Here is a 20,865-nt window from a genome sequence, read left to right on the forward strand (position 1 = left end):
CTTAAACCCCGTAACGTTCGGTGCGGATGAGGCCTGCCGGAACGCCGGCATCGATCAGCGCCTGGGCGGCGGCCGACACGAAGGCATTCGAGCCGCAGACAAAGGCGAACCTTGGCGGCGCGGGCAGCCGCAACATCGATTGCTCCATCATCGCGGCATCGACCCGCCGCGAATAGTCCGCCGGGCGCCGGGCCGGCTCGCGGGTCAGCGCCAACACCAGATCGAAGCCGTCCCGGCGATTGTGGAGGTCGATCAGCTCGTCGCGAAAGATCACCTCGTCCCAGACCCGCGCGGAAAACACCAGTGCCGCGGGCACCGCCGATCTGCGCGCGGCACGATGGCGGATCATCGCCATCAGCGGCACCACGCCGGACCCGCCGCCGACCAGCAGAAGCGGGCCGCCGTCGCTGTCGGACCAGACGAAGTGGCCGCCAAGCGGTCCGCGCAACTCGACCTCGTCGCCAACCGCCGCGATATCGTGAAAGAACGGTGAGACCTCGCCGTCATCGAGCCTTTCGATTGCCAGTTCGATCGTCTCGCCGGCTTCCGGCGCCGAGGCGATTGAGTAGGAGCGGCGCGCCTGATAGCCGTCCGGCGCCGTCAGCCTGACATCGACATGCTGCCCGGCACGATAGGCGAAGGGCCGCGACGGCTGGAGGAAAAAGCTGGTGACGCGCGGCGTGCGCTTTTCGATGCGGGCGATGGTCACCGTCTGCCAGGGCGACTGCGCCGCCGGCCCGTCGCTCATGGATCGCCCGTATAGCGCTGCTCGCGCCACGGGTCGCCATAGATGTGATAGCCGCGCAGTTCCCAGAAGCCCGGCTCGTCGCGCTCGGTGAACTGCAGCCCATTCAGCCATTTGGCCGACTTCCAAAAATAGAGATGCGGAACCAGCAGCCGCGCCGGGCCGCCATGGTCCGGCGTGATCGGCTTGCCCTCGTAAAGCAGCGCCACCATCGCCTTGCCGGCAGTGAGATCCTGCGTCGGCACGTTGGTGGTATAGCCGTCGAAGGACAGCGCAAGTGTGAAGGCCGTCGGTGGCTCGATGCCGGCATCCGCCAGAATATCGTCGACCAGCACACCTTGCCACGCCGTGTCGAACTTGGTCCACGCGGTGACACAATGGATGTCGCGCGTCATCTTGGTCAAAGGCAGCGCGTTGAACTCTGTCCAGTTCCACGTCTTGATCGGCCGCGGTCCGTGCTTGAGCGTGAACGACCAGTCCTCGGTGCGCACACGCGGCGTCGGCCCGGCCGACAGCACCGGAAACCCTTGCTCGAGATACTGCCCCGGCGGGATACGCGCATCCGTGTCGGTGGGGGGCTTTCGCCCGGAGAAGCCGCGGGTGACCATCGGGACAATCCGTTTTGAGCAAAGGTCCAATCGACCGTTGTCAGTTTTCTCGAAGACGCCCGCGCGGGCAACCAGAATCTTGGCAACCGCAGAGTCCACAAGACGAGGGAGCGTTGGGGAAGCTTACGAAGATTCAGTTCAGAGAGGGTGGCGGCCGCCCAGATATCACCTGTCAAGGACGATGCTGACCGAGCCGTTCGTGCTGATTTCGTGCGCGCCAATCGGTCAACTGGCCAATTGTCGATGCCGACGCTGCCCCTCATCCGCCTGCCGGCACCTTCTCCCCGTATAGGTACGGTCCCTATACGGGGAGAAGTGCCCGGCAGGGCGACGCCGACCTGAAGCGATCATCTTGCAACTTTGACTAATCTCACCGTCGACCGCAGTTTTGCTGAACCAACCAAGCACCGCCAGAAAGCCGGCTCAGACGAACGGCTTTCCGACCTTGTACTTTTCGGGAACCAGCCGCTTCAGATAGGCCATTCCTGCGTCGGAGAGCTGGTTGGCATCCGGCAGCATGAAATCGTCGGGCATGTGGCGGGTCTTGCCTGCGACGTTTTTCAGCGGCACCTTGTTCAGCACGGTTTTCTCACCGTCATATTGCAGCGCCACCGAGCCGCCGCCTTGTTCGGCGACAGCGACCGCAAAGACGCCGGCATCGAAAGCTTCCTGCGCATCGACGGGGTTGATGGCGCCGACATAACCGCGCGGCATGTAGCCGAGCGCGTCGACCCGCGCCCGCTTGCCCGGCAATCCTTCGGCCAGCGCGCGTTCGAGGGCGGCCGGCAGGTCGCTGCCCGACAGCTTGACGTTGCCATGCGCATCGCGCTCCAGCTTGTCCGGCGGCACGAGACTTTCGACCAGCGCCTTGCCGTCGGCGGTGCTGACGCCTTCGGAGACTGCGACGATGCAGCGCTTGTGACGATCGAGCCTGGCGCGCACGTCGTCGATGAAGGCCGCAGCCGAGAACGGACGCTCCGGCACATAGAGGAGATGCGGGCCGCTGTCGGGATCAAGCTGCCATGCGGCGGCGGCGGCGGTGAGGAAACCGGCGTGCCGGCCCATGACGATACCGACATAGATGCCCGGCAGAGCACGGAAGTCGAGGTCGACCGAGAGAAAGGCGCCGGCGACGAACTCGGCTGCCGAAATGAAGCCCGGCGTGTGGTCGTTCTCCTCGAGATCGTTGTCGATGGTTTTCGGCGCATGGACGAAAGCCATCTTGCCACCGGCGGCGTCGGTCAGGATCTGCTGCGTGCCGGACGTGTCGTTGCCGCCGATGTAGATGAAGGCATCGGCGCTCGCCTTCTTAAGTCCGTTGAGGATGACCTCGCAATAGGCCTCGTCCGGCTTGTCGCGCGTCGAGCCAAGCGCGGCGCTCGGCGTCGCCGCAATCAACCGCAACCGGTCCTCGGGGATAGCCGAAAGATCGACATAGTTGCCGTCGCGGATGCCGCGCACGCCATGGATGGAGCCCAAAACCTTGGCGCCGGGATGCCGCCTGCGGATCTCGAGCGTGGCGCCGACCACCGTCTGGTTGATGACGGCGGTCGGACCGCCGCCTTGCGCGATGACAAAAGTTCCGGACATGCTTCACGTCTCCCGAGCAGTGGCTTTGCAAGGCACATTCGCCTGTCTTGCGAGATCGCGCAACGGAAGAGTCGAGCGGCCGCGCCAACCGCCTCGAGATCAGACGATGACCGGGAGGGTCAGACGACGACGACCGGGTTCTTCCTGGAGACGCGGCTGTAGAGGTCGATGATGTCCTGATTGATCAGGCGAACGCAGCCCGACGACATCGCCTGGCCGATGCTCCACCATTCGGGCGAACCGTGGATGCGGTAGCCGGTGTCCTGGCCGTTCTGGTAGATGTACAGCGCACGCGCGCCGAGCGGGTTGTCGAGGCCGCCGGGCTGCCCGGCCTGCCATTTCACCAGTTCCGGCTTGCGGGCGATCATCTCGGCCGGCGGCCTCCACGTCGGCCATTCCTTGCCGTACTGGATGTTGGCGCGGCCGGACCAGCGGAAGCCCTCCTTGCCGATGCCGACGCCGTAGCGGATCGCGTCACCGCCGGGCTGCACCAGGTAGAGCAGCCGCTCCTGCGAATGGACGACGATGGTGCCCGGCTGCTCGCCGGTCGGGTCGACGACGATCTGGCGGCGGAACTCCGGCTTGATCTTGAGGTAGGGCACTTCCGGCAGCGTGAAGCCGCCGTCGGTAACGGAGGCATACATCACGCCAGGGCTGGTGATGTTCTTGTCGACGCTGATGCTCGGGCGGACAGGTGTGATCGCGCCGGTTGTGACCCCGTCGAGTTGCAGCGCCGACAGGTCGAGCGTCTGGCTGCAGCCGGCGACGCCGAGCAGCGCCAGCGCACCGGCGCCGGACAACACCGTGCGGCGGGAAAGCTGGATTTCGGAAATTTCGATTTCGTCGCCGTCGCACGGCGGCGTCAGACCTTGCGGCAACTCACGCATCTACCCAAACCCTACGCTGTCGGCGGGAAACACGGTCCGGCCGGATAGAGCGCATTTTCACCAATCATGGTTGAAAAAGCGTGAAGAACCGTTGCCCAATGTTAACCAGGGGCATTTTCGATTTTTGCCCCTTTACATCTTTGCGAGCCCAAGGATTTATCCTCTTCTTTGAGCTCAAGGAGACGAACATGTCCTTCGAAAACTGGGCCGCTTTTGCCGCCGCCTCGACGATCCTTCTTGTCATTCCCGGCCCGACAATCCTTCTGGTCGTGTCCTATGCGCTCGGCCAGGGCTGGCGCACGGCGCTGCCAATGGCGGTCGGCGTGGCGTTTGGCGATTTTACGGCGATGACGCTGTCGATGCTGGGCATCGGCGCGCTGCTGGCGGCGTCGGCCACCGTGTTCTCGGTGCTGAAGGTGATCGGCGCCGGCTATTTGATCTATCTCGGCATAAAGCTGTTTCGCGCCGGCGGCACGCTCAAGGCCGAGCCGCGCCTAGACGCCGTGTCCTCAGCCAAGATGATGGCGCATGCCTGGCTGGTCACCGCGCTCAACCCGAAAAGCATCACCTTCTTCGTCGCCTTCCTGCCGCAGTTCCTCGACCGGCACGCCGATTTCTGGACGCAGATGCTGATCTTCGAGGTGACCTTCCTGGCGCTCGCCTTCGCCAATGCCTTCGGTTACGCGCTGATCGCCGCAAGGGCAAGCAACGTCGTTCGCAACCCGAAGGCGATCCGCATCTTCAACCGCACCGGCGGCACGCTGCTGGTCGGCGCCGGCATCGCCACGGTAGCGATGCGCTCGGGCAATTGAGGATGTCGGCGGCGTAGCAATGGGACTCGAGCCACGCTGTCTATCTCGTAATTGCCACGGTAACTCGCGGCGGGCTGCCGATTTGTCGGAGAATTGACCGAAGACGGATCTTGTCTTAAAAACTGCCAAATCATATTTTTTCGAGATCCGAAAAAATTAATGGCAATGGGAGGACACCATGTATCTCGGCCTCGATCTGGGCACGTCGGGCGTCAAGGCGCTGTTGATCGATGCTGGGCAGAGCATCATCGGCTCCGGCCACGCGTCACTCGACGTGTCGCGGCCGCACCCCGGCTGGTCGGAGCAGAACCCCGCCGACTGGATCCGCGCCTGCGAGGAAGCGATCGCCGAGCTCAAGGGTTCTCATCCAGAACAGCTCGCCGCCGTCAAAGGCATCGGCCTCTCCGGCCAGATGCATGGCGCTACATTGCTCGATGCCGGCGACCAGGTGCTACGCCCCTGCATCCTGTGGAACGACACGCGCAGCCATGCCGAAGCGGCCAAGCTCGACGCCGATCCGCGTTTTCGCAAGCTGACCGGCAACATCGTCTTCCCCGGTTTCACCGCGCCAAAACTCGTCTGGGTGAAAAACAACGAGCCGGATATTTTCGCCAAGGTGGCAAAAGTCCTGCTGCCGAAGGATTTCCTGCGGCTCTGGCTTTCCGGCGAGCATATTTCTGAGATGTCGGACTCGGCAGGCACGTCGTGGCTGGATGTCGGCAAGCGAGACTGGTCAAACGACCTGCTTTCCGCGACGTCGCTCGATGAAGGGCAGATGCCGTCACTGGTCGAAGGAACCGAGAAGGCCGGCGCCTTGCGCAGCGAACTGGCCTCGAAATGGGGGATGCAGGCGGGCATCCCGATCGCCGGTGGCGCCGGCGACAATGCGGCATCGGCTTGCGGCATGGGCACCGTTGCCGCCGGCCAGGCCTTTGTCTCGCTTGGCACGTCAGGCGTGCTGTTTGCCGCCAATGCGTCCTATCTGCCCAACCCGGAAAGTGCGGTGCACACATTCTGCCACGCGCTGCCCGACACCTGGCACCAGATGGGCGTCATCCTGTCGGCAACCGATTCGCTCAACTGGCTGTCGGAGATTTCTGGGAAAGGCGCCGGCGAGCTGACCGCCGAACTCGGCGATACGCTGAAGGCGCCGACCGGCGTGTCGTTCCTGCCCTATCTCTCCGGCGAGCGCACGCCGCACAATGATTCGGCCATTCGCGGCTCGTTTACCGGGCTTGCGCATGAATCGAGCCGCGCCGTGTTGACCCAGGCAGTGCTGGAGGGCGTGGCTTTCGCCTTCCGTGACGGTCTCGAAGCCCTGGCCAAGGCCGGCACGACGCTGACGCGGGCGACGGCGATCGGCGGCGGCTCGCGCTCGCATTACTGGCTGAAGGCAATCGCCACCGCGCTCGGCCTGCCCGTCGACATTCCCGCCGACGGCGATTTCGGCGCCGCCTTCGGTGCAGCCAGACTTGGCCTGATCGCGGCGACGGGTGCCGATCCGCTCAGGGTGTGCACGGCGCCGGCCACCGATGCCACCATCGAACCGGTCGCCGCGCTAAGCGACGCCTATGCGGATGCCTATCAGCGCTACCGCTTGCTATACCCGGCTATCAAGGCGGCGACCGCATGAGCCAAGGCTTACCCCCCTCTGGCCTGCCCTCTTGGCCAAAACTTGGCATCTCCCCCGCAAAGGAGGAGATCGGCAGCGTCGACGGCTATGCCGATCTTGCAGGGGTGGTGATTGGCGAAGGCGGTAAAGCCAGCCAATCTCCCCCCTTGAGGGGGAGATGCCCGGCAGGGCAGAGGGGGGTGCTTGGCTCCCACTCTGCCGATGTTTCCTCACTGTGCCGGGACTTTGTCAAGAAAGCCGATGACGCTTTTCAGGCGGCCATTCTCGATGACGCCGATGTCGGTGCCTTCGATGACAGAATCAGTGCCGTCCGGCCCGAGATTCCACGAGAAGCGGATCGTGTCGCCAAACCCGTCCGGCTTGCCCTTCAGCGAGAACCGGAAGCCGGCAAAACGTTTTTGGACACCATCGATGAGCGCGGCGACGCCGTCATGGCCGTCGCCCTGCATGATCGGATCGCGGTAGCTGACATCCTCGGTGAACGCCGCCTTGAGCAAGGCTTGCCGGCGCGCGGCGTCGCTTTCGTTCCAGGCGGTGATGTAGTTTTCGGCGATCGTGTTGAGGTCGGTCATGGTCTGTCTCCGTTGTTGATTGGCTTTGACATGACCCTTTTCATCCAGCGCCAGCGCGAAACCAATTACGCCTGAGGTAATCAGGACCGATCCATGCGAGAGGAGAGACAATCATGACCAGCGGATTTTTCGGCGACATCCAGAAGATCAAATATGAGGGGCCGGATTCGACCAATCCGCTGGCCTACCGGTTCTACAATCCCGATGAAATTGTTGCCGGCAAGCGGCTGGAAGACCATCTGCGCTTTGCCGTCGCCTACTGGCATTCGTTCGCCTGGCCGGGCGGCGATCCGTTCGGCGGCCAGACTTTCGAGCGGCCGTGGTTTGCCAAGGCTGGCGGGGTCGACACGATGGCACTGGCCAAGCTCAAGGCCGATGTCGCCTTCGACATGTTTGCGCTGCTCGGCGCACCCTACTTCTGCTTCCACGATGCCGATGTGCGGCCGGAAGGAAAAGATTTTTCCGAAAGTGCAGCGCGCCTCGACGAGATATCAGATTATTTTGCGGCGAAGATGAAGCAGACCGGCGTCAAGCTGCTTTGGGGCACGGCCAACCTGTTCTCCAATCGCCGCTTCATGGCGGGAGCCGCCACCAATCCCGACCCGGATGTCTTTGCCTATGCGGCGGCGACGGTGAAGCACTGCATCGACGTCACCAAGCGGCTGAACGGCGAGAACTATGTGCTGTGGGGCGGCCGCGAGGGCTACGAGACGCTGCTCAACACCGACCTTGCCCGCGAACAGGAACAGGCCGGCCGTTTCCTCAGCCTGGTCGTCGACTACAAGCACCGGATTGGCTTCACGGGCACCATCCTGATCGAGCCGAAGCCGCAGGAGCCGACCAAGCACCAGTACGACTATGACGTCGCCACCGTGTACGGCTTCCTGAAACGCTTTGGGCTGGAGAAGGAGGTCAAGCTCAACATCGAGCAGGGCCACGCGATCCTGGCCGGCCATTCCTTCGAGCATGAACTGGCGCTGGCCAATGCGCTCGGCATTTTCGGCTCGATCGACATGAACCGCAACGACTACCAGTCGGGCTGGGACACCGACCAGTTCCCCAACAATGTGCCGGAGATGGCGCTGGCCTACTATCAGGTGCTGCAGGCCGGTGGCTTCAAGTCCGGCGGCACCAATTTCGACGCCAAGCTTAGGCGCCAGTCGCTCGATCCGCAGGACCTTTTGATTGGCCATATCGGCGGCATGGATTGCTGCGCGCGCGGCCTCAAGGCCGCCGCCAAAATGGTGGAGGACAAGGCGTTGTCGGAACCGCTGGCCGAGCGCTATGCCGGCTGGAATTCGGCCGAGGCCAAGGCGATGCTTGCCGGCAAGCGTACGCTGGAGGAGATCACCGAGCGCGTCGTCAAGGAGAAGATCGAGCCGCAGCCGAGATCCGGCCGCCAGGAACTGCTCGAGAATATCGTCAACCGGTATGTCTGAGGTGCCGCACCGGCGGGTCTGTTGACCGACCCGCCGGCCCGGAACAGCTTTGCGCGAGGGCGGAACCGACGACAAGGTTTTGCCTCGCACCGCCCCTCAATCGCCTCGCTCTTGCCTTCAAACAGCCGTCACGAATCTCGTATATGTGTTTTGTGGCGGAAACAGAAAGAAGGAGGCGAAACGATATGCAGCACGAACGCGAAATCGACGCCCTGCTCTCATCTGGCGAGGCCGGATCGATCATCGACCGGCTTATGGCGCTGCCGCATCCGAAGGATGGCGCGCGCAGTGCAAATGAATGGGATCGCGCGGTCGCCAGCCGCTTCGAGACCCACCTTGCGAGACAGATGCGCTCGCAGATCGACGGCAAAAGCGACCGCCGGGACGCTGCCTGAACCACCTTGGTCCATGCATGTCGTTACCCCAAAACCGCTACGCACTTTTGGGCGACATGCATTATCTCCTGCGCAGCCTGACCGGCGCTTCGCCGAACGCTCTTGAAAAGGCCCTGGAAAATGCCGCGGCGGACGAGAACCCCGTTCGCCCGGCGATATCGGCCATGGCCACGCGCGTGTCGACCACCAGCCGGCGCGCGGCACCCAGCCGCAGCCTGAGATAATAGGCGCCCGGCGTCTCGCCGATCGACTTGCGAAAGATGCTTTCCAGCGTTCGTGCCGTCACCCCGGCGCGCTTTGCCACCGCGGCAATGGTCAAGGGCTGGTCGACATGGGTTTCCATCAGCCGGATGGCTTGCGCCAGCCGCGGATCGTAGCCGTCGAGGCGGCCAAGCGAGACCAAAGGCTGCGCGTCGGTCGCGGCGCGTGTCTGGTCGTAGATGAAGACGCTTGCCACATCGAGCGCGACGGCCATGCCGAGCCGCGTGCGGATCAGATGCAGCATCAGGTCGAAGGTCGGCGAAGCGCCACCGGACGTGAAGACCGGCCCGTCGATGACGTAGCGGTCGGGGCGGACATCGACGCCGGGAAAGGCCGACGAAAAATCCTCCATGTCCTCCCAATGGGTGGTGGCGCTGCGCCCTTCCAGCAAGCCGGCGCGGGCAACCAGCCATGTGCCGGCTTCGACACCGCCGCAGGCGCGTGCAGCGCGCGCCGCGCGGCGCAGGCCGGCAAGCAGGGCCGATGTGGCATAGTTCTGCGTGCCGAAACCGGCGACGACGACAAGCACATCTGTCGTATCCGCCGCATCGAAGCGGCCGCTGACAGCAACCGGCAGGCCGCATGTGGTGACCGGCGCTTCGCCGGTCACCGAAACCAGCCTGAAATCGAACAGCGTCTCGCCGGCAATACGGTTGGCGGCGCGCAGCGGATCGACGGCCGAGGCCACACACATGATCGACGACCCGGAAAACACCAGCAGCGTCACCTTGAGCGGCAATCGTTCGGCGCGAAAGATCGACGGCTTTTCGTTTTTCATCATACGCGCTTCGTAAAGTGCAAAACAGTTTCCGGCAAGTCAGGCATTGTAGCCGTCTGGTCGATTTGGCCCATGTTTGATTGGCCTTATGTTTGTTTGATCGGGACCGTCTGTGCTGATTGGGAGAGAGCCGATGCCGCTTGCGATGAACCGTGAGGTTTTCATTACCTGTGCCATAACCGGGTCCGGCAGTTCGCAAGACCGCAGCCCGCATGTGCCGCGTTCGCCCAAGCAGATCGCCGATTCGGCCATCGACGCGGCAAAGGCGGGTGCGGCGATCGTCCACTGCCATGTGCGCGACCCCGAAACCGGCAAGCCGCGCCGCGACGTGCAGCTTTATCGCGAAGTGACCGAGCGCATCCGCGCGGCAGACGTCGATGTGGTGCTGAACCTGACCGCCGGCATGGGCGGCGACATGGTGTTCGGCTCGCCGGAAAACCCGCTGCCGCTGAACGAGAAAGCCACCGATATGGGTGGCGCCAGCAACCGCGTGGAGCATGTGCGCCAGTGCCTGCCGGAGATATGCACGCTCGACTGCGGCACCATGAATTTCGCCGAAGCCGACTATGTCATGACCAACACGCCGGGCATGCTGCGCGCCATGGGCGGCATGATGACGGCGCTTGGCGTCAAGCCGGAGATCGAGGCCTTCGACACCGGCCATCTCTGGTTTGCCAAGCAACTGGTCGAGGAAAAGGTGCTGGACCCGGATGCTCTCGTGCAATTGTGCATGGGCGTGCCATGGGGCGCGCCGGACGATCTCAACACTTTCATGGCGATGGTCAACAACGTGCCGTCGAGCTGGAATTGGTCGGCGTTTTCTATCGGCCGCAACCAGATGGCCTACGCCGCCGCCGCGGTGCTGGCCGGCGGCAATGTCCGCGTCGGGCTCGAGGACAATCTCTGGCTCGACAAGGGCGTGCTGGCAACCAATGCGCAGCTGGTCGAGCGGGCGGTCAGCATCGTTTCGAACATGGGCGCTAGGGTCATCGGCCCCGATGAAGTGCGCAAGAAGCTCAATTTGACGAAGCGCGCGCCGCTTTGACAAGGGGTTCGGCAGGGGGGAGCCGCCGATGAAGACCGTGAAATTCACCGCAATGAAGGACGGCGAACGCGACAATTACGTCACCGACCCAGCAACAGCCAGGACAAGAACCGGAGCCTCCGCATGAGCATCATCACCAAGGCAGCTGCAATCGGCGGCGGCGTCATCGGCGCCGGCTGGGTGGCGCGGCTGCTCTTGAACGGCATCGACGTGTCGATTTTCGATCCCGACCCCGAAGCCGCGCGCAAGGTCGGCGAAGTGATGAAAGGCGCGCGCCGCGCCTACAAGCAGATGCTGCCCGACGGCCTGCCAAAAGAAGGCAAATTGACCTTTGCCAAGACCATTGCCGACGCCGTCGCCGAGGCCGATTTCATCCAGGAAAGCGTGCCGGAACGGCTCGACCTGAAACACCGCGTGCTGGCCGAGATCGACCTCTATGCCCCGGCCAATGCCATCGTCGGCTCCTCGACCTCCGGCATCAAGCCGACCGACATGCAGGTGGCGATGAAGAAGCATCCGGAGCGGCTGGTCGTCGGCCATCCGTTCAACCCGGTCTATTTGCTGCCGCTGGTCGAGATCGTCGGCGGCGAGCAGACCTTTCCCGAGGCGATCGAGGTCGCCAAGGAGATGTACGCCTCGATCGGCATGAAGCCGGTGGTCATCCGCAAGGAGATTGAGGCGTTCGTCGGCGACCGCCTGCTGGAAGCGGCATGGCGCGAGGCGCTGTGGCTGATCAAGGACGGCATCTGCACGGTCGAGGAACTCGACGACATCATGCGCTATGGCTTCGGCCTGCGCTGGGCGCAGATGGGCATGTTCCAGGTCTACCGCGTCGCCGGCGGCGAGGCCGGCATGCGCCATTTCATGGCGCAGTTCGGGCCGTGCCTGAAATGGCCGTGGACCAAGCTGATGGATGTGCCGGAGTTCAACGACGAACTGGTCGACCTGATCGCCACGCAGTCGGACGACCAGGCGGATGGCTTGTCGATCCGCGAGCTCGAAAAGATCCGCGACGACAATCTGGTCGCCATCATGGATGCACTGTCGAAGCAGAACAAAGGCAAGGGCTGGGGCGCCGGAGCCTTGCACAAGGACTATACCAAACAGCTCGCCAGGCTTGCGGCGAAGAAGCCCACCGCCTCCAAGGCGGCCGAGAAGGCCAAGGCCGAAAAGCCGAAGAAAAAGAAGAAAGGCTGAGACCATGGATTTTGGCCTCTCCGAGGAACAGAAACTGATCGTCGAGACGACGCGCGCCTTCGTCGAGAACGAGCTTTACCCGCATGAGCGCGAGGTCGAGCGCACCGGCGTGCTGCGCCGCGAACTGATCGAGGAGATCAAGGCCAAGGCGATCGAAGCCGGGCTCTATGCCGCCAACATGCCTGCGGAAGTCGGCGGCGCCGGGCTCGATACGGTGACCTGGCTGCTTTACGAGAAAGAGCTCGGCCGCGCCAATTACGCGCTGCACTGGACCTGCGTGGCGCGGCCTTCCAACATCCTCTTGGCCGGCACCCCGGAGCAGCGCGAAAAATATCTTTATCCCTGCATTCGCGGCGAGAAGTGGGATTGCCTGGCGATGACCGAGCCTGGTGCCGGCTCCGATCTGCGGGGCATGAAGGCGACCGCAGTGCAGGACGGCGACGACTGGGTGCTGAACGGCACCAAGCACTTCATCAGCCATGCTGACCTCGCCGATTTCGCCATCGTCTTCATGGCCTCGGGAGAGGAAGAGACTTCGCGTGGAAAACGCAAGAAGATCACCGCCTTCTTCGTCGACAAGGGCACCAAGGGTTTTACGGTGCGTGACGGCTACCGCAACGTCTCGCACCGCGGCTACACCAATGCCATCCTCGAATTCGACGATTGCCGGCTGCCCGGAGCCCAGGTTCTCGGCGAGGTCCACAAGGGTTTCGAGGTCGCCAATTCATGGCTTGGCGCAACCCGCCTGCAGGTCGGCGCCACCTGTCTCGGCCGGGCCGAGCGGGCGCTTGGCCATGCCGTCGAATACGCCGCGCAGCGTCAGCAGTTCGGCCAGCAGATCGGCAAGTTCCAGGGCGTTTCATTCAAGCTTGCCGATATGGCGACCGAACTGAAGGCGGCCGACCTGATGGTGTTCGAAGCCGGCTGGAAGTACGATCAGGGCACCGTCACCGACCAGGACATGGCCATGGCCAAGTTGAAGGCCACCGAAATGCTTGCCTTCGTCGCCGACGAGGCGATCCAGATCCATGGCGGCATGGGGCTGATGGACGATCTGCCGCTGGAGCGCATCTGGCGCGACGCCCGCGTCGAGCGCATCTGGGAAGGCACGTCGGAAATCCAGCGCCACATTATTTCACGGGCGCTGCTGCGCTCGTTCGGAGGCTAGAGCATGATCCCGAAAAGTGGAATCCGGTTTTCGGGTAAAGATCATGCTCAAACGAAAAGATGATAATGCACAGGCTTGAACGTCTTCTGCGCCCGAAATCGATCGCCGTCTTCGGCGGCGCGCAGGCGGCTGCCGTCGTCGCGCAGTCGATCAAGATGGGCTTTGCCGGCGAGATCTGGCCGGTGCACCCGACCAAGGAGGAGGTCGCCGGCCGCAAGGCCTATCGCTCGGTGGCCGACCTGCCTGCAGCGCCGGACGCTGCCTTTGTCGGCGTCAACCGGCATTTGACCATAGAAGTGGTCAGGGCGCTGGCCGAACGCGGCGCTGGCGGTGCCGTCTGCTTTGCCGCCGGCTTTCTCGAGACCGAGGCTTATGACGAGCATGGCGAGCGATTGCAGGCGGAACTGGTCGCCGCGGCGGGCCAGATGCCGATCATCGGGCCGAACTGCTACGGCCTGATCAATTATGCCGACGGCGCGCTTTTATGGCCCGACCAGCATGGCGGCATCAGGCTGGCCGAGGGTGGCCGCGGCGTCGCCATCATCACGCAGTCGTCGAACATCGCCATCAACATGACCATGCAGAAGCGCGGCCTGCCGATCGCCTTTCTGATGACTGCCGGCAACCAGGCACAGACCGGCCTTTCCGAAATGGCACTCGGCCTGATCGAAGACGATCGGGTCACTTCGCTCGGCCTGCATATCGAGGCCTTCGATTCGGTAGCCGGCTTCGAAAGGCTGGCCGCCCGGGCGCGAGAACTGAAGAAACCGATCATCGCCATGAAGGTTGGCCGCTCCGAGCAGGCGCGGCAAGCGACGGTGTCGCATACCGCGTCGCTGGCCGGCTCGGACGCTGCCTCTGGCGCCTTCCTGAAGCGGCTCGGCATCGCCCGCGTCGATTCCATCCCTGCCTTCATCGAGGCGCTCAAGCTGCTGCACGTGACCGGTCCCCTGCCCGGCTATCGGCTGTCGTCGATGAGCTGTTCGGGCGGCGAAGCGTCTGTCATGGCCGACAGCGCCGAAGGCCGCTGGGTCAATTTCCCGGCGCTGACCGACACCCACCGCGCCCACGTCAAATCGACGCTCGGGCCGCTGGTCGCGGTGGCCAACCCGCTCGACTACCACACCTTCATCTGGAACAACGAGCCGGCGATGACCGCCACCTTCACCGCCATGGTGTCGGGCGGCTTCGACCTCAACATGCTGGTGCTCGATTTCCCGCGCCCCGACCGCTGCTCCGACACCGACTGGTGGACGACGCTGCGCGCCTTCGAATCGGCGCTGAAGACCAACAACGCGCAGGGCGCGATCGTCTCCTCGCTGCCGGAGAACCTGCCCGAGGAATACACCGCCGGGCTGATGGCACGCGGCATGGTGCCGTTGTTCGGCATTGCCGAGGCCATGGACGCCGCCCAGGCGGCCGCCTTCATCGGCTGGGCATGGCGCGAGCCGCAGGCGCAGCCGATCGACACCTCCGCTTCCGGGGCGCCGGCCGGCGGTCATTTCACGCCTGATGAGGCCGAAGCGAAAGCGCGGCTGATCGAGGCCGGGCTCCCCGTGCCGAGGGGCGAAAGCGCCGGCAATGCTGTCGAGGCGGTGATCTCCTCGATGGCGCTCGGTTTTCCGGTGGCGCTGAAGGCTCTGGGAGTCACCCACAAATCCGAGCTCGGCGCGGTGCGGCTCAACCTCAGGGATGCCGAATCCGTCAGCACCGCCGCCCATGATCTCGAGGCGCTCGGCACCGGCCTCTATGTCGAGCGCATGGTGCGCGACGGTGTCGCCGAACTGCTCGTCGGCTTCACCCGTGATCCGATGTTCGGCGCGGTGATGACGCTGGGCACCGGCGGCGTGCTGGTCGAGCTGCTGCGCGACAGCGTCACGCTGATGCTGCCGGCGACCCGCGACGACATCGAGGCGGCATTGCGCGGGCTCAAACTGTTCCCGCTGCTCGAAGGCTATCGTGGCCGGCCCAAGGCCGATCTCGCGGCGGCCATCGACGCGATATCAGGCATCGCCGCCTTCGTGCAGCAAAATGCCGGCGAGATCGAGGAGCTCGACATCAATCCGCTGATCGTCTGCGCGCAAGGCAAAGGCGCCTGGATCGCCGACGCGCTGCTGGTGCTTGGAGAAAACAAGAATGTCTGACGTCATCACCACCCGCCGCGAGGGCACGATCCTCGAAGTCGTGCTCGATCGGCCCAAGGCCAATGCCATCGACCTGACAACGTCGCGGCTGATGGGCGAGACGTTCAAGGCGTTCCGCGACGATCCGGATCTGCGAGTCGCCATCGTCAAGACCGCCGGCGACAAGTTCTTCTGCGCCGGCTGGGACCTGAAGGCCGCGGCCGACGGCGATGCGGTCGACGGCGACTACGGCGTCGGCGGTTTCGGCGGGCTGCAGGAACTGCGCGATCTCAACAAGCCGGTCATCGCCTGCGTCAACGGCATGGCGGTCGGCGGCGGCTTCGAGCTGGCGCTGTCCTGCGACCTCATCTACGCGTCGGATCACTCCTCCTTTGCGCTGCCGGAAATCCGCGCCGGCACGCTGGCCGACGCAGCGACGATCAAGCTGCCGAAGCGCATTCCCTATCATGTCGCCATGGACCTTTTGCTCACCGGCCGCTGGATGGATGTCGCCGAGGCGCATCGCTGGGGCCTGGTCAACGAGGTGCTGCCCAAGGAGAAGCTCGAGGACCGCGTCTGGGAGATCGCCCGGCTGCTGGCCAGCGGCCCACCGCTGGTCTTTGCCGCGATCAAGGAGACGGCGCGGGTCGCCGAAGCGCTCACCTTCCAGGACGCGATGAACCGGGTGACGCGCCGCCAATTGGCGACAGTTGACGCTCTGTACGGCTCGGAGGACAATCTCGAGGGCTTTCGCGCCTTTGCCGAAAAGCGCGACCCGGTGTGGAAGGGGAAGTGATACTGTGGAGATGATGGCGATCCGGCCCACCCCCCTCTGCCCTGCCGGGCATCTCCCCCGCAAGGGGGGAGATTGGCAGCTTCGGCCTTGCAGCCCATCTTGCAGCGTTGAAGATTGGCGAAAACCGAAGCGACATCCGATCTCCCCCCTTGCGGGGGAGATGTCCGGCAGGACAGAGGGGGGTGCTCAGGCTCAACCTTGGCAGCCCATCCAGCGCCCATGACCGACTACAAAAAACTCATCGACGCCGAGACCTGGGCCTTCATCGAACGGACCAATTCCTACTATCCGCCTGATGCGATCCACTACACGATCGACCAGCAGCGCGACATCTACGACCGCATGTGCCGTGAGTTCTCTGCCGGCCACCCAGACAACGTTACGGCGGAAACCACCGCCATTGCCACGCCTTCGCACCCAATCCCGATTCGCATCTACCGCACACCCGCGCCGGAAGCTGCGGCGATGGTGCTTTATTTCCATGGCGGCGGTTTTATCCTCGGCGGGCTCGACAGCCATGACGACCTTTGTGCCGAGCTTTGCAGCCGCACCGGCTATGAGGTGGTTTCGGTCGACTACCGGCTTGCGCCGGAACATCTGCATCCGGCCGGATTCGACGATGCCATCAGCGCCTTCGAATGGGCGGCGACGACCTACAAGCGCCCGATCCTGCTTTGCGGCGACAGCGCCGGCGGCAATCTTGCCGCCGCGGTCAGCCATGCGACGCGCGGCCATGCACGAAGGCCGATCGGCCAGGTGCTGATCTATCCCGGCCTCGGCGGCGACCGCTCGCAAGGCTCTTATGTGACCCATGCCGAGGCGCCGATGCTGACGGTCCGCGACCTCGATTTCTACACGAATATCAGGACCGGTGGCGAAGACCGCACCGGCGATCTCACGCTGTCGCCGCTGGCCGATGCCGATTTTGCCAATCTGCCGCCGACGGTGCTGATCACCGCCCAATGCGACCCGCTGTCGTCGGACGGCGAGGCCTATCGCGACCGCGTCGTCGCGGCAGACGGCCACGCCTACTGGTTCGAAGAGCCGGGGTTGGTGCATGGTTATCTCAGAGCCCGGCACACGGTCGGTCGTGCGCGCTCGAGCTTTACCCGGATTGTCGATGCGGTGTCGGCTCTGGGGCGGGGCGAATGGATCTGGTGAGGGTCCTACCCCACTGCCCGCGACGCCGCCCGGCCGGCGCTGCGGCCTGAAAAAATGCAGCCGCCAAGAAACGTCCCTTCCAGCGCCGCATAGCCATGCATGCCGCCGCCGCCGAAACCGGCGGCTTCGCCGACCGCGTACAATCCCTCAACCGGCTGGCCATTGGTACCCAGGACGCGGCTGTCGAGATCGGTCTGCAAGCCGCCCAGCGTCTTGCGGGTCAGGATGTTGAGCCTGACCGCGATCAGCGGCCCATTGGCAGGATCGAGCATCTTGTGCGGCTTAGCCGTGCGGATCAGCCGGTCGCCGAGATAGGCGCGGGCGCCGCGCAAGGCGGTGATCTGCATATCCTTGGAGAACGGATTGTCGAGCTGCCGGTCGCGGGCGCGGATCTCGCGCTCGACCTGCCCCAGTTCGAGCAGCGGCTCGCCGCCGACAAGCGCGTTCATGCGGGCGACCAACGCCGGCAGATCAGGTTCGACGATGAAATCCTCGCCCTTCTCCATGAACGCCTTCACCGGACCGGGAACGCCCGATGTGGCGCGGCCAAGCACCTGGCGCCAGCTTTTTCCGGTGAGGTCGGGGTTCTGCTCGGAGCCCGACAACGCGAACTCCTTCTGGATGATCTTTTTGGTCAAGACGAACCAGGAATAGTCGAAGCCGGTGCTCATGATGTGGCTGAGCGTGCCTAGCGTGTCGAAGCCGGGATAGAGCGGCACGGGCAGGCGCTTGCCGCGGGCATCGAGCCACAGCGACGACGGGCCGGGCAGGATGCGGATTGCATGGTCGGTCCAGAGCGGCGCCCAGTTCCTGATGCCTTCGACATAGTGCCACATGCGGTCACGGTTGATGATGCTGCCGCCGGCCTGTTCGGTGATCGCCAGCATGCGGCCGTCGACATGATCGGGAACGCCGGTGATCATGCGCCTGGGCGGCGTGCCGAGCCGCTGCGGCCAGTTTTTGCGGACAAGCTCGGGATTGCCGCCGATGCCGCCGGAGGCGACGATGACCGCTTGCGCCTTGAGTTCGAAGTCGCCGGCGATGTCACGCGAACTCCTGCGGCCGCGCTCGACATCGCTCGGCTCAAGCATGTCGCCGCGCACGCCATTCACGACGGCGCCTGTCCGCGTCAACTCGTTGACCCGGTGGCGGAATTTGAAGCGGATCAGCCCGCTATTCTCGGCCTCGCGCACGCGCCGTACGAATGGGTCGAGCACGCCCGGCCCGGTGCCCCAGGTGACGTGAAAGCGCGGCACCGAATTGCCGTGGCCGACGGCGTTACCGCCGCCGCGCTCGGCCCAGCCGACCACGGGAAAGAACTTTAGGCCGCGCTGCATCAGCCAGGAGCGCTTCTCGCCGGCGGCGAAACCGACATAGGCTTCGGCCCAGCGGCGCGGCCAAAAATCTTCCGCACGGTCGAAGGCGGCGGTGCCCAGCCAGTCCTCGAGCGCCAGGTCGTACGAATCGCGGATGCGCATGCGCCGCTGTTCGGGCGAATCGACGAGGAAGATGCCGTCAAGCGACCAGAACGCCTGGCCGCCGAGCGACTGTTCAGGCTCCTGGTCGACAAGGATGGTCTTCTTGCCGGCCTCGGCCAGTTCGGCCGCGGCGACGAGCCCGGCAAGGCCGGCGCCGACAATGATCACATCCGCATTATCAGCCATTCTCTCCCCCCGGCCCCTCCCGCCGGCTCCACGACTTGTCAGACCGTCTCCCAGCCTTCCTTCTCGCCGGCGCGGAAGATGGCGTCGATGACCTTCTGGTTGAGCACGGACTCTTCCAGCGTGAAGACGCGGTCGGTGCCGCCCTGTGCCGCCCGCGCGAAGGCCTCGACCTCCAGCCGGTACTGCTGCATGCCGGGGAAGCGGAACACTTGCGCCTCTGAGTGGTTCTGGTTGTGCAGCTCGATGCGATGGTGGTCGTAGATCCCGGCGTTGAACGGCGAAAGCACCTCGATGAAGCCCTTCTCGCCGTGGAACACCATCACTTGCCGCGCCGCCATCTGCGTCGACAGATAGAACGACAATTCGAAGTCGCCGAAATCGGCGCGGATCGAGGAGTAGATGTCGGTGCCAAATTTCTTGTCGCGCTCGATCGTCGCCTGGACGCGCAGCGGCTCCTTGCTGGTCGAAAAGCGCGTCGACACCGTCGGATAGACGCCGATGTCGGGCAGCGCGCCGCCGCCGAGGTCGAGCTGGTTGCGCATGTTCTTGGGGTCGACATTGTAGTAGGAGAACGCGCCCTGGACATGGCGCAGCCGGCCGATGGCGCCGTTGGCGATCAACTCGCGCACCTTGATCCATTGCGGGTGGTAGACGACCATGAAGGCTTCGCAGACCAGCACGTTTTTGGCGTCGCGCAGCTTGATCAGCGGCGGAATGTTCCTGGCGTCGAGCGCCAGCGGCTTTTCGACCAGAACATGCTTGCCAGCCTCGATCGCCTTGGCGGTCCATTCGACATGCTGCGCCGTCGGCAGCGGGATGTAGACGCCGTCGACGTCCCGGGATGCAAGCAGCTCGTCGTAGGATCCGAAGGCATGGGGGGCGCCGAAACGATCGGCCAGGGCACGGGCTTTCGACAGGTCGCGGCTGGCGATCGCCGACAACACGCCGTTCTCCGCCTCGACCATTGCAGGCAAAAGATGCTCGCGGCCGATCTTGGCCGTCGACAAAACACCCCATCGGAACATCAGGCTTCTCCCTCACGATTGCAGGAATGGAGGTTTGCCCGAAATCGGCGAAAAAGCCAATGCGGGAGCGTGGCGGTGAACAAGGCGATCAACTGGGGTTTGTCGGGACGCCGGCGCTGCCCCTGCGGAACCTGGGTTCCTCGCCCCACGAAGTGGGGAGAGGTGGCCCGGCGAAGCCGGGACGGAGAGGGGCCTTCGCGACGGCTGGAATTCGCTGTTTGAGCGCGCCTTTTGAGTTTGCATTACGATCAGTCTCGCGCCCTGCCCTTGCAGGATTCTGGCTTGGCGACCGTCGTCCCCCTCTCCGTCCCGGCTTCGCCGGGCCACCCTCTCCCCCGCTTTGCGGGGGCGAGGAACCCAGGTCCTGCAAAGGCTAGCCCCTTCTACCTGTAAGCGTCATGTCGAAGTCGACGACGTTCGAATAGATCGGCGTGCCAACATCCATGCCGTAGCGCGACCGCAGCACCTTGCCGGTGACATGGAATCTGATCGTGCCCGCCTTGAGGCCGGCGAGCTCAGCCGTGAACTTTTCCGAAAAAGTCTTGCCGCGCGCAGTCAGCCGACCGGTGACGACGGCTGACGTCTCGCCGATGCGTCTCACGCTGGTCGAGCGGAACTGGATTTCCGGGTTGTTGGCGGCGTCGAACACCGCGTCGGAGCGAAGGAAGGCGTCGACGCGACCCTGGCCGGTGCCGACGCTTTCGGGAAAGATGGTTATATTGACCTGGGAGCGCCCGACATTGCTGTTGTCGATGCGGATGCTGCCCTTGAAGCGGGCGAAGGCGCCGGCGAGCCCGCCGCCGCCGGCCTTGCCGACGGAGAAACGGATGCTGGAGCCGGCCGGGCTGATCGTGTAGCTGCCGGCGGCGTCGCTGAGCGCTATCGCCGCGAAAGCAGGCATGGCAAGGCAAGCGACGACCGCCACAAATCCGAAGATGCGTGCAACCATGGGTGTGACCCTTGTTG

At 64.2% G+C, this 20,865-nt stretch carries 19 protein-coding genes; 10 read left to right on the forward strand and 9 right to left on the reverse strand.

All coding sequences use genetic code 11. The annotated features are described in order from the left end of the window. Position 1: 1 nt before the first annotated feature. The 4 genes from JG739_RS01545 to JG739_RS01560 form a co-directional block, all read right to left on the reverse strand. Complete coding sequence (locus JG739_RS01545) at positions 2-748, reverse strand: FAD-binding oxidoreductase (protein WP_202364940.1); 747 nt, start codon at positions 746-748, stop codon at positions 2-4. Beyond that, positions 745-1,353, reverse strand: a complete 609-nt coding sequence (locus JG739_RS01550; protein WP_202364941.1) for a molybdopterin-dependent oxidoreductase — start codon at positions 1,351-1,353, stop codon at positions 745-747. The genes JG739_RS01545 and JG739_RS01550 overlap by 4 nt, the downstream gene beginning before the upstream one ends. A 423-nt stretch (positions 1,354-1,776) precedes the next feature. Then, positions 1,777-2,943: a diphosphate--fructose-6-phosphate 1-phosphotransferase gene (locus JG739_RS01555; RefSeq protein ID WP_202364942.1), complete on the reverse strand. Its 1,167-nt coding sequence runs from the start codon at positions 2,941-2,943 to the stop codon at positions 1,777-1,779. A gap of 119 nt (positions 2,944-3,062) precedes the next feature. Beyond that, positions 3,063-3,830 carry a L,D-transpeptidase gene (locus tag JG739_RS01560; protein WP_202364943.1) on the reverse strand — a complete coding sequence of 256 codons (768 nt, stop codon included), beginning with the start codon at positions 3,828-3,830 and terminating at the stop codon, positions 3,063-3,065. A gap of 188 nt (positions 3,831-4,018) precedes the next feature. Here JG739_RS01560 and JG739_RS01565 point away from each other — a divergent pair, with 188 nt between their 5' ends. Both JG739_RS01565 and xylB read left to right on the forward strand, forming a co-directional pair. After that, on the forward strand, positions 4,019-4,642 hold the full coding sequence (locus JG739_RS01565; RefSeq protein ID WP_202364944.1) for a LysE family translocator: 624 nt from the start codon (positions 4,019-4,021) through the stop codon (positions 4,640-4,642). Between the two features lie 178 nt (positions 4,643-4,820). Next, positions 4,821-6,275 (forward strand): xylulokinase, encoded by a 1,455-nt coding sequence (gene xylB / locus JG739_RS01570; protein ID WP_202364945.1) that lies wholly within the window; start codon positions 4,821-4,823, stop codon positions 6,273-6,275. Between the two features lie 209 nt (positions 6,276-6,484). Here xylB and JG739_RS01575 read toward each other — a convergent pair whose 3' ends face one another. After that, positions 6,485-6,847, reverse strand: a complete 363-nt coding sequence (locus tag JG739_RS01575; RefSeq protein ID WP_202364946.1) for a nuclear transport factor 2 family protein — start codon at positions 6,845-6,847, stop codon at positions 6,485-6,487. Positions 6,848-6,960: 113 nt separating this feature from the next. Between JG739_RS01575 and xylA the strand changes: the two genes are divergently transcribed. Together xylA and JG739_RS01585 are read left to right on the forward strand one after the other, a co-directional pair. Further along, positions 6,961-8,286 carry a xylose isomerase gene (xylA, locus tag JG739_RS01580; protein WP_202364947.1) on the forward strand — a complete coding sequence of 442 codons (1,326 nt, stop codon included), beginning with the start codon at positions 6,961-6,963 and terminating at the stop codon, positions 8,284-8,286. A 185-nt stretch (positions 8,287-8,471) separates the two neighbouring features. After that, positions 8,472-8,681: a hypothetical protein gene (locus JG739_RS01585; protein ID WP_202364948.1), complete on the forward strand. Its 210-nt coding sequence runs from the start codon at positions 8,472-8,474 to the stop codon at positions 8,679-8,681. A gap of 61 nt (positions 8,682-8,742) precedes the next feature. Here JG739_RS01585 and JG739_RS01590 read toward each other — a convergent pair whose 3' ends face one another. Continuing rightward, a complete protein-coding gene (locus JG739_RS01590; RefSeq protein ID WP_202364949.1) occupies positions 8,743-9,723 on the reverse strand; it encodes a GlxA family transcriptional regulator in 981 nt (326 codons plus the stop codon). Between the two features lie 130 nt (positions 9,724-9,853). On the opposite strand from JG739_RS01590, the gene JG739_RS01595 reads away from it, so the two are divergent. The 6 genes from JG739_RS01595 to JG739_RS01620 all read left to right on the forward strand — a co-directional run bounded on the left by JG739_RS01595 (position 9,854) and on the right by JG739_RS01620 (position 17,210). Continuing rightward, complete coding sequence (locus JG739_RS01595; RefSeq protein ID WP_202364950.1) at positions 9,854-10,765, forward strand: 3-keto-5-aminohexanoate cleavage protein; 912 nt, start codon at positions 9,854-9,856, stop codon at positions 10,763-10,765. A 123-nt stretch (positions 10,766-10,888) separates the two neighbouring features. Then, positions 10,889-11,962, forward strand: a complete 1,074-nt coding sequence (locus JG739_RS01600; protein WP_202364951.1) for a 3-hydroxyacyl-CoA dehydrogenase NAD-binding domain-containing protein — start codon at positions 10,889-10,891, stop codon at positions 11,960-11,962. A gap of 4 nt (positions 11,963-11,966) precedes the next feature. After that, positions 11,967-13,130 (forward strand): acyl-CoA dehydrogenase family protein, encoded by a 1,164-nt coding sequence (locus tag JG739_RS01605; RefSeq protein WP_202364952.1) that lies wholly within the window; start codon positions 11,967-11,969, stop codon positions 13,128-13,130. A 65-nt stretch (positions 13,131-13,195) separates the two neighbouring features. Then, positions 13,196-15,274, forward strand: a complete 2,079-nt coding sequence (locus tag JG739_RS01610) for an acetate--CoA ligase family protein (protein WP_202364953.1) — start codon at positions 13,196-13,198, stop codon at positions 15,272-15,274. Then, positions 15,267-16,049 (forward strand): carnitinyl-CoA dehydratase, encoded by a 783-nt coding sequence (locus JG739_RS01615; RefSeq protein WP_202364954.1) that lies wholly within the window; start codon positions 15,267-15,269, stop codon positions 16,047-16,049. The genes JG739_RS01610 and JG739_RS01615 overlap by 8 nt, the downstream gene beginning before the upstream one ends. Before the next feature lie 219 nt (positions 16,050-16,268). After that, a complete protein-coding gene (locus tag JG739_RS01620; RefSeq protein ID WP_202364955.1) occupies positions 16,269-17,210 on the forward strand; it encodes an alpha/beta hydrolase in 942 nt (313 codons plus the stop codon). Positions 17,211-17,215: 5 nt separating this feature from the next. Here the strand turns inward: JG739_RS01620 and JG739_RS01625 are convergent, their stop codons facing one another. From JG739_RS01625 to JG739_RS01635, 3 genes are all read right to left on the reverse strand, one after another. Then, positions 17,216-18,874, reverse strand: a complete 1,659-nt coding sequence (locus JG739_RS01625; RefSeq protein ID WP_202364956.1) for an FAD-binding dehydrogenase — start codon at positions 18,872-18,874, stop codon at positions 17,216-17,218. A 38-nt stretch (positions 18,875-18,912) separates the two neighbouring features. Then, a complete protein-coding gene (locus tag JG739_RS01630) occupies positions 18,913-19,899 on the reverse strand; it encodes a Gfo/Idh/MocA family protein (protein WP_202364957.1) in 987 nt (328 codons plus the stop codon). A gap of 373 nt (positions 19,900-20,272) precedes the next feature. Beyond that, positions 20,273-20,848 (reverse strand): YceI family protein, encoded by a 576-nt coding sequence (locus JG739_RS01635; RefSeq protein WP_202364958.1) that lies wholly within the window; start codon positions 20,846-20,848, stop codon positions 20,273-20,275. Positions 20,849-20,865: the final 17 nt, after the last annotated feature.

Origin of the sequence: Mesorhizobium sp. L-2-11 (assembly GCF_016756595.1) — a bacterium.
Lineage (GTDB): Bacteria > Pseudomonadota > Alphaproteobacteria > Rhizobiales > Rhizobiaceae > Mesorhizobium.